Source organism: Nocardioides sp. (assembly GCF_035429765.1).
Classification (GTDB): Bacteria; Actinomycetota; Actinomycetes; order Propionibacteriales; family Nocardioidaceae; genus Nocardioides.
The window spans coordinates 1-8670 of the sequence record NZ_DAOMFK010000129.1 but is presented as its reverse complement, the minus strand read 5'-3'; the positions used below and the strand labels follow the sequence as shown (position 1 = coordinate 8670).

The following is an 8670-nucleotide window of genomic DNA, read 5'->3' as shown; positions in this document are numbered from 1 at the left end:
CGGCGACGGGCAGCGCCGCCGCCCACGCGGTCGCCGGCGCCGTCTACGCGCCGGTGCCCAGCGTCCGCGTGGTCGTCCGCGAGGTTCCCGCGACCCACTTCGCCGCCGGCGACGTCACGGTCGCCGAGCGCACGGCGGCCGCGGCCGCCGCACCCGCGTCTGCCGGCACCCGGCCGGCGCCCCACGAGACAGGAGCATCGTCATGACGGACCTCGAGCACTTCGGCCACGTGATCGGTGGCAAGGAGGTCGACTCCCACGACGGCGCGACCTTCCAGAGCATCAACCCCTACACCCGTGAGCCCTGGGCGCAGGTCGCGCTGGGTGGCGTCGCGGACGCCGAGGCCGCCGTCGCCGCGGCCCGCAAGGCCTTCGACGAGGGACCCTGGCCGCGGATGGGGTACGCCGAGCGGCAGCGGCTGCTGCACCGGCTGGCCGACACCATGGAGGCGCACGCCGACGAGCTCGCCAGCGCCGACTCCCGCGACATGGGCAAGCCCTGGAACCAGTGCCACCACGACGTGGCCCGCGCGGCGCTGAACTTCCGCTTCTTCGCCGACCACGCGAAGATGGCGATGGCCGACACGCTGCCGATGGACACCGGCCACCACGCCTACACCCGCTACGAGCCGGCCGGTGTCGTGGTCGCGATCGCGCCCTGGAACTTCCCGCTCATGCTGGAGACCTGGAAGGTGGCCCCCGCCCTCGCCTGGGGCAACACCGTGGTGCTCAAGCCCGCCGAGGACACCCCCACCTCGGCCACGATCCTGGCCCGGCTGGCCGTCGAGGCGGGTCTGCCCGAGGGTGTGCTGAACGTGGTGCACGGCTACGGGCCGCAGTCGGTCGGCGAGGCGCTGACCCGGGACCCGCGGGTGGACCGGATCACCTTCACCGGCGAGACGGGCACCGGGCGGATCATCAGCAGAGCCGCGGCCGAGAACCTCACCCCGGTATCGCTGGAGATGGGCGGCAAGAACTGCAACATCGTCTTCGCCGACGCCGACCTGGAGAACGCCGTCGACTGGTCGATCCAGTCGATCTTCCGCAACGCCGGCCAGATCTGCCTCTCCGGCAGCCGGCTCTTCGTGCAGCGCCCGGTCTTCGACACCTTCCTGGAGAGGTTCGTCGGCAAGGCGGAGGCGATGAGGTTCGGGGACCCGCTGGACCCGGCCACCGAGTTCGGTCCGCTGGCCAGTGAGGAGCACTTCCGCAAGGTCAAGGGGTACGTCGACACCGTGGAGGAGGCCGGCGGCCGGATGGTCACCGGTGGCGTCGGGGACGGCTGGTTCGTCAAGCCCACGGTCCTGGTCGACATGCCGCTGGACAGCCCGCACGTGTGCGAGGAGATCTTCGGCCCGGTCGTCGTGGTGCACCCCTTCGACACCGAGGACGAGGTGGTCGCCCTCGCCAACGAGAGTGAGTACGGCCTGGACGCCCAGCTGTTCACCGAGGACCTGCACACCGCCCACCGCGTGGCCGCCCGGCTCGAGGTCGGCACGGTGTGGGTCAACTGCTTCTTCGTCCGCGACCTGCGGGCACCCTTCGGCGGGGTCGGCGCGTCGGGCGTCGGCCGCGAGGGCGGCAACTTCAGCCGCGAGTTCTTCACCGAGCCGAAGGCCGTGATCATGCAGATCAACGGCGAGCCCCGGGACCGGCAGGCCTGACCGCCGTGCCCACCGTCCGGATCGAGCCGAGCGGCTTCGAGGCCCACCTGAACCCGGGTGAGCCGGTGCTGGCCGGCCTCTTCCGCTGCGGTTACACGGTGCGCCAGGTCGGCTGCCGGCGCGGCGGGTGCGGCATCTGCAAGATCGAGCTGACCGCGGGCGAGGTGACCTACGAGAAGGTGGTCGCCGAGTCCGTGCTCACCGCCCAGGAGCAGACCCAGGGCACCTGCCTGACCTGCCGGGCGATCCCGGTCGGCGACATCACCCTGCACCTGGAGCAGGTCGACGTGCACCAGGCCCCGCCGGGCCTGCTGCGCTACCTCAACGTGGCCGCCCACCCGGCGGTCACCCCGGCGAGCACACCGGGCCCGGCGACCACGCCGGCGTCCACCACCCACGGCTTCGCGGCCACGAACAAGGAGTAACGAGATGGGGATCATGAGGATGGGCTACGCCCACGTCCGGGTCACCGACCTGGCCGAGGCGAAGCACCACTACGCCAGCACCATGGGTCTCTACGAGACCCTCGACGAGGGCAACCGCGTCTACTACAAGGGCTGGGACGAGTGGGACCACCACTCGGTCGTCCTCGAGGAGGGCGGGGTCGGCCTGGTCAAGTTCGGGTTCAAGGTGGACAAGCCGGAGGACATCGACGAGATCGAGCAGAAGGCCGCGACCTTCGGCCTGACCGTGGAGCGGATGAGCGCGGGGGAGAACCCCGAGGTCTCCGACGGCATCCGGTTCACCACGCCGAGCGAGCACGTGTTCGAGGTGTACCACTCCCAGACCGTGATCGGCACCGAGGTGGGCACCCACAACCCCGAGTCCTTCCCGCGGCACCTCGTCGGGGTCGGGGTCCCCGGCCTGGACCACGCGCTGATCCTGGCCGAGGACGTCGGCACCATGCAGCAGATGCTGACCGACGTCTTCGGCTTCTACGCCACCGAGCGGGTGCAGACCACGCTCGACGACGACGCGCACCTGATCGCGACCTGGATGACCAGCAACAACCAGATCCACCAGCTCGCCGTCCTCGAGGGCCCGCAGGGCCGGCTGCACCACTTCGCGTTCAAGCTGGGTGACTGGTCCGACGTGGGCCGGGCCGCCGACCTGATGTCGATGGACGACGTGCCGATCGACATCGGCCCCACCCGCCACGGCATCACCCGCGGCCAGACGGTCTACTTCTTCGACCCGTCGGGCAACCGCAACGAGGTGTTCGCCGGCGGCTACCTCGCCTACCCCGACCGCCCGGTCAGCGTCTGGACCCCCGAGGCCATCGGCAAGGGCGTCTTCTACCACGCCCGGGAGCTCAACGAGCGCTTCATGACCGTCAGCACCTGACCGTCCCCACAGGGGACAGTCCGGGGTGAGAGGCACCCGACAGGGCCTCGTGGAGGTGCATCCCGCCCCGGACCGTCCCGGCAGCCCCAGGAGTGCGCATGTCCCAGCAGCCGTACGTCGTCCCCGGAGCGACCCTGTCCTACGCGGGGGCGCGGGCCGTCCTGGACGCCGCCCTCGCCGAGGCGGCCGAGCTCGGGGTCGCGGTGAACGTGAGCGTGTGCGACGTGGCCGGGCACCCGCTGGCCTTCGCCCGGATGGACGGCGCGGCGCTGCTCTCGGGGTCGATCGCGGCTGACAAGGCCTACACCGTGGTGGCCTTCAACGGCGTGCCCACGTCCCTCTGGTTCGACATGGTCGAGAACGAGCCGGCACTGCGCGAGGGCATCGTGCACCGCGACCGGCTGGTGATCTTCGGCGGCGGCGAGCCGGTCCTCCTCGACGGCACCCTGGTCGGCGCCGTCGGGGTGTCCGGCGGCACCGCCGAGCAGGACGTGCAGGTCGCCTCGGCAGGGGCCGCCGCGGTCTCCGGCTGAGCCGCGCGGCGGCCGCCGGCTACCTCCAGACGTAGGCGCGGCGCGCGATCTGCAGGGCGCTCACGTAGCCGTCTCGCTCGTAGTCCTTGCTGTCCACCTGCCAGGGCACCGACAGCCGGCCACGCACCTCGGCCACGCTGGCGAACCCGTGCCGGTCCCCCCACGTCTCCAGGTCGGCGAGCAGCTGCCGGGCATGGTCGCGGCCGTGCCGCAGGAACACCGAGGCGCACTGCACCACGTCGGCACCCGCCAGCAGGTACGCCGCGATGTCCTCGGCGCCCTCCACGCCGCCGGTCCCGGCCAGCGAGCACTCCACCTGCTCGCGCAGCACCGCGATCCAGGTCTGCGGCAGGCGCGCCTCGGCCGAGGTGGACAGGTCGATGACCGGCTCCACCTGCAGGGTGTCCACGTCGATGCGCGGCTGGAGGAACCGGTTGAACAGCACCAGGCCGGCCGCGCCCTTCTCCACCAGGCGTACCGCCACCGGGTTCAGCGACGAGAAGTACGGCGGGAGCTTGACCGCCACGGGCACCGTGACCGCCGACCGGACAGCGAGGAGCAGGTCGACCAGCGCGTCCTCCACCACCTCGCCCTCGCCCCGGAACTGGCCGGGCACGACGTAGAAGTTGATCTCGACCGCGGCGGCCCCGGCGTCCTGGGCCTGCCGGGCGAACCGGGTCCACGGGCCGCTGCCGGTGCCGTTGAGGCTGGCGATGACCGGCACGTCCACCGCGGCCGCCGACCTCTCCACCAGGTCCAGGTAGCGCGCCGGCGCCCCCGGACCGGCCGGGTTCTGGAACCAGTGCGTCTCGGCGTGCTCGGGGTCGAGCTCGCGGCGCACCTGCTCCTCGAAGATCGAGTGCAGCACCACGGCCCCCACTCCGGCGTCCACCAGCGTGACCACCCCGCCGGGGGTCTGCTGGAGCGGGGAGGGCGCCGCGACCAGGGGGTTGCGGAGCTCCAGCCCCAGATAGGTGGTGGCCAGGTCCATCCGCACCTCCCGCAATCGCTGGGGAAACCGTACTGTGCCGGACATGGAGTCGATCGCATCGGGTGAGGTCAGTCCCGCGCTGCTGGAGGAGACCATCGGCGCGAACCTCGAGCGGACCGTGGCCGCCCACGGCGACAGGGAGGCGCTGGTCGAGGTCGCCAGCGGACGCCGCTGGACCTGGGCCGAGCTCAACGCCGAGGTCGACATCCTCGCCCGGGCCCTGCTCGGGGCCGGGGTGCGCACGGGGGACCGGGTCGGGATCTGGGCGCCCAACTGCGCGGAGTGGACGCTGGTGCAGTACGCCACCGCCAAGGTGGGGGCGGTCCTGGTCAACGTCAACCCCGCCTACCGCACCCACGAGTTCTCCTACGCGGTGAACCAGTCCGGGATGCGTCTGCTGGTGTCGGCCTCCGGGTTCAAGACCAGCGACTACCGGGCGATGGTGGAGGAGACCCGGGCTCAGTGCCCCACCCTGGAGCGGGTCGTCTACCTGGACACCGGCGACTGGGCGGAGCTGCTGGCGCAGGCCGAGGGCGTCACCGAGCAGGACCTCCGGGAGCGGATGGCGGCGCTGGCCCCCGGGGACCCGATCAACATCCAGTACACCTCGGGCACCACCGGCTACCCCAAAGGCGCCACCCTCTCCCACCGCAACATCCTCAACAACGGCTTCTTCACCACCGAGCTGATCGGCTTCACCGAGGCGGACCGGCTGTGCATCCCGGTGCCCTTCTACCACTGCTTCGGGATGGTGATGGGCAACCTCGGCTGCAGCACGCACGGGGCCACGATGGTGATCCCCGGGCCCGGCTTCGACCCCGAGACCACCCTGCGCACGGTCGCGGCGGAGCGCTGCACCGGCGTGTACGGCGTCCCCACGATGTTCATCGCGATGCAGCACCACCCGACCTTCGCCGAGCACGACCTGTCCAGCCTGCGCACCGGCGTGATGGCCGGCGCGGTGTGCCCGGTCGAGGTGATGCGCCGTTGCATCGACGACATGAACATGGCCGAGGTGGCGATCGCCTACGGCATGACCGAGACCTCGCCGGTGTCCTGCCAGACGCGCTCCGACGACGACCTCGAGCGGCGTACCGCCACGATCGGCCGGGTGCACCCGCACGTGGAGATCAAGGTCGTCGACCCCGCCACCGGCGAGCCGGTCCCGCGAGGGGAGCCCGGCGAGTTCTGCACCCGCGGCTACTCGGTGATGCTGGGCTACTGGGACGACCCCGCCAAGACCGCCGAGGCCGTGGACGCGGAGGGGTGGATGCACACCGGTGACCTGGCCGTGATGCGCGAGGACGGGTACTGCGTGATCGTCGGCCGGATCAAGGACATGGTGATCCGCGGCGGGGAGAACATCTACCCGCGCGAGATCGAGGAGTTCCTCTACGCCCACCCCGACATCGAGGACGTGCAGGTGGTCGGCGTTCCGGACCAGAAGTACGGCGAGGAGCTGTGCGCCTGGATCCGGATGCGTCCCGGGGTGGCGCCGCTGGACGCCGAGGCGGTCCGCGAGTACGCCACCGGGCGGCTGGCCCACTACAAGATCCCCCGCTACGTGATGGTGGTCGAGGAGTTCCCGATGACGGTCACCGGCAAGATCCGCAAGGTCCAGATGCGCGAGGAGTCGGCCCGGGCGCTCGGCCTGTGAGGCCTCGGCCGCGGCGTACGCTCGCCCGGTGAGCACACCGCCGCTGGTCGTCGGGTTCGACCTCGACATGACCCTCATCGACACCGTGCCGGGCTTCGCAGCGACGCTCACCGCGCTCGGCGAGGAGCTGGGCGTCCGGTTCCCCGTGGCGGACCTCACCGCGCAGCTCGGACCGCCGCTCGAGACCCTGCTGGCCGACCACCTCGCACCCGAGCAGGTGGGTCCCGCCGGGGACCGGTTCCGTGAGCTCTACCCCGACCTCGCCGTGGCGCCCGTGCCGCTGCTGCCCGGTGCTCGCGAGGCGGTCGACGCGGTGCGCCGCCACGGCGGCCGGGTCGTGGTGGTGACCGGGAAGTTCCCGCGCAACGCCCAGCTCCACGTGGACCACCTCAGGCTGGACGTGGACCACCTCGAAGGCTGGGTGTGGGGTGTCGGGAAGGCCGACGTGCTGCGCCGGGAGGGGGCCACGATGTTCGTCGGGGACCACCGCCACGACGTCGAGGGGGCGCTCGCGGCCGGGGTGCTCAGCGTGTCGGTGCTGACCGGGGGCTGCAGCCGCGAGGAGCTGGTGGCGGCCGGCACGCACGTCGTACTCCCCGACCTGGTGGCGTTCCCGGGCTGGCTGGAGGAGCACCTGGCCGGCCGCGGCCGAGCCCGTGGCGCGGGTATCGGTTGGCGGAGGGTCGGGCCTCCTCCGTAGGCTGGGACCACGCCCCCTCCCCCGGGGCGGTGTCCCGCCGCAGCATCCCGAGGAAGGTCAGGCCTGTGCCCACTGGCAAGGTGAAGTGGTTCGACGCGCAGAAGGGCTTCGGCTTCCTGTCCCAGGAGAACGGCCCGGACGTGTACGTGCACGCCGACGCGCTGCCCGAGGGTGCTGCTGCGACGCTCAAGCCGGGGACGCGGGTCGAGTTCGGCATCGCCCAGGGACGCCGCGGCGACCAGGCGCTGCAGGTGCGGATCCTCGACACCCCGCCCTCGGTCTCGCGCAACCGGGCGGCGGCGCGCCGCAAGACGCCCGAGGAGATGGTCCCCATCGTCGAGGACCTGATCCGCCTGCTCGACGGGGTGGGGGAGAGCTACCGGCACGGGCGCCACCCCGACCACAAGACCGCCCGCCCGGTCGCCAAGCTGCTGCGCGCCCTCGCCGACGAGCTCGAGCTCTGACCCCGGGGCGCTGCGGCCCTGCCTCGTGGCCCTGGCCCTAGCGCTGCGGGGCGCCGGCCGGTGGGGGAGCGGGGCGGGTGGCGAGCACGAAGATCAGCCAGCCGACCAGGACCGCGGTCGCCACACCCAGGCCGAGGTGCGGCATCAGCGGCAGCCCGATGCCGATGAAGCCCCCGACCACCCACGCCAGCTGCAGGGTGGCGTCTGAGCGTGCCAGGGCGCTGCTGCGCACGCGCTCGGGCACGTCGCGCTGGATCGTGGAGTCCAGCGACAGCTTGGCCAGGGCCTGGCCCAGTCCTGCGGTGAGGGCGAGCAGCGCCGCGGTGAGCACGGTGAACCACACCGCCGCGACCGCGGTCATCGCGGCGTCGGCCACCAGGGCGAGCACCACGGTGACCCGCGGGTTGACCCGGCGCAGCAGCGCGGCCAGGGCGATGCCCAGGGTGTTGCCGAGCCCGGCCAGGCCGATGACGATGCCGAGCACCACCTCCGGGCGCCACCCGCTGATCGACACCTCACGCAGCAGGAAGGCCATGAACATCGTGAGGAAGCCGGTCAGCCACCGTGGGCCGCAGTTGGCGCGCAGGGCGAAGGCCACCGAGGCCGGGATCCGGGTACGGACCCGGCCTCCGGAGCCCCGGTCGGCCGCGTCGCCCCGGAGCACCATCGTCCCCTCACCGGCGCTGGAGTCCACGCGGGCGGGCAGCAGGATGGCGAGCACCGTGCCGACCACGAAGAGCGCGAACGCGTAGCGCAGCGACCACTCCGGTCCCGCCAGGCTGGCGGCTGCGGCCACCGGCGCCGACACGGTGGCGCCCACCACGCCGGCCAGGGAGATCCGGCCGTTGGCGCGCACCAGCGTCTGCGACTTCGGCAGCAGCCGGGGCACGGCGGCCGCCCGCGTCACGGCGTACGCCTTGGAGAGGACCAGGCAGCCCAGGGCCTCCGGGAACATCCACACCGAGTCGCCGGCCACCGCTCCGGCCAGCACCCAGGCCAGGAACCCGCGTCCGGCCAGGGTCGACCCGATCGCCCAGCGCCGCCCGTGGCTGAAGCGGTCCAGGAACGGACCGATCAGTGGCGCGACGATCGCGAACGGGATCATCGTCAGCCCCAGGAACAGCGCCACCTGGCCGCGTGCCTCGCCGGTGGGGACCTGGAAGAACAGGGTGCCGGCCAGCGAGATCGCGATGGCGGCGTCGCCGGCGGCGCTGAACGCGTGCACCTCGATCAGCCGCGAGAGCCCCGAGTCGCCGGCCCCCTCGGCCCGTGCGGCGCGACGGGCCTGGCGGACCGTGCACCCACCGGCCCGGCCGGT

The 8670-nt window shown here is 72.4% G+C and carries 10 protein-coding genes; 8 read left to right on the top strand and 2 right to left on the bottom strand.

The window, feature by feature from the left end; genetic code table 11:
• From PLP61_RS11925 to PLP61_RS11905, 5 genes are all read left to right on the top strand, one after another.
• Positions 1 to 206: hypothetical protein (locus PLP61_RS11925; protein WP_324502936.1), on the top strand; the 206-nt coding region annotated here is incomplete at its 5' end.
• A complete protein-coding gene (locus PLP61_RS11920) occupies positions 203 to 1663 on the top strand; it encodes an aldehyde dehydrogenase (RefSeq protein ID WP_324502935.1) in 1461 nt (486 codons plus the stop codon). The genes PLP61_RS11925 and PLP61_RS11920, both read left to right, overlap by 4 nt.
• 5 nt (positions 1664 to 1668) lie before the next feature.
• On the top strand, positions 1669 to 2088 hold the full coding sequence (locus PLP61_RS11915; protein WP_324502934.1) for a 2Fe-2S iron-sulfur cluster-binding protein: 420 nt from the start codon (positions 1669 to 1671) through the stop codon (positions 2086 to 2088).
• Positions 2089 to 2092: 4 nt separating this feature from the next.
• A complete protein-coding gene (locus tag PLP61_RS11910) occupies positions 2093 to 3007 on the top strand; it encodes a catechol 2,3-dioxygenase (RefSeq protein WP_324502933.1) in 915 nt (304 codons plus the stop codon).
• Positions 3008 to 3105: 98 nt separating this feature from the next.
• Positions 3106 to 3540 carry a GlcG/HbpS family heme-binding protein gene (locus PLP61_RS11905; protein WP_324502932.1) on the top strand — a complete coding sequence of 145 codons (435 nt, stop codon included), beginning with the start codon at positions 3106 to 3108 and terminating at the stop codon, positions 3538 to 3540.
• Positions 3541 to 3559: 19 nt separating this feature from the next.
• Here PLP61_RS11905 and PLP61_RS11900 read toward each other — a convergent pair whose 3' ends face one another.
• Complete coding sequence (locus PLP61_RS11900; protein ID WP_324502931.1) at positions 3560 to 4531, bottom strand: dihydroorotate dehydrogenase-like protein; 972 nt, start codon at positions 4529 to 4531, stop codon at positions 3560 to 3562.
• A 43-nt stretch (positions 4532 to 4574) separates the two neighbouring features.
• Here PLP61_RS11900 and PLP61_RS11895 point away from each other — a divergent pair, with 43 nt between their 5' ends.
• From PLP61_RS11895 to PLP61_RS11885, 3 genes are all read left to right on the top strand, one after another.
• Positions 4575 to 6188 (top strand): AMP-binding protein, encoded by a 1614-nt coding sequence (locus PLP61_RS11895; RefSeq protein ID WP_324502930.1) that lies wholly within the window; start codon positions 4575 to 4577, stop codon positions 6186 to 6188.
• Between the two features lie 28 nt (positions 6189 to 6216).
• On the top strand, positions 6217 to 6888 hold the full coding sequence (locus PLP61_RS11890; RefSeq protein ID WP_324502929.1) for an HAD family hydrolase: 672 nt from the start codon (positions 6217 to 6219) through the stop codon (positions 6886 to 6888).
• Positions 6889 to 6953: 65 nt separating this feature from the next.
• A complete protein-coding gene (locus tag PLP61_RS11885; protein WP_324502928.1) occupies positions 6954 to 7352 on the top strand; it encodes a cold-shock protein in 399 nt (132 codons plus the stop codon).
• Positions 7353 to 7389: 37 nt separating this feature from the next.
• Here PLP61_RS11885 and PLP61_RS11880 read toward each other — a convergent pair.
• Positions 7390 to 8670: MFS transporter (locus tag PLP61_RS11880; RefSeq protein ID WP_324502927.1), on the bottom strand; the 1281-nt coding region annotated here is incomplete at its 5' end.

What these genes read in the sequence shown, in the direction of transcription:
- PLP61_RS11920 (WP_324502935.1), top strand. Translation starts at nt 203, where the DNA reads ATGACGGACCTCGAGCACTTCGGCCACGTGATCGGTGGCAAGGAGGTC.
- PLP61_RS11905 (WP_324502932.1), top strand. Translation starts at nt 3,106, where the DNA reads ATGTCCCAGCAGCCGTACGTCGTCCCCGGAGCGACCCTGTCCTACGCG.
- PLP61_RS11895 (WP_324502930.1), top strand. Translation starts at nt 4,575, where the DNA reads ATGGAGTCGATCGCATCGGGTGAGGTCAGTCCCGCGCTGCTGGAGGAG.
- PLP61_RS11910 (WP_324502933.1), top strand. Translation starts at nt 2,093, where the DNA reads ATGGGGATCATGAGGATGGGCTACGCCCACGTCCGGGTCACCGACCTG.
- PLP61_RS11900 (WP_324502931.1), bottom strand. Translation starts at nt 4,531, where the DNA reads ATGGACCTGGCCACCACCTATCTGGGGCTGGAGCTCCGCAACCCCCTG.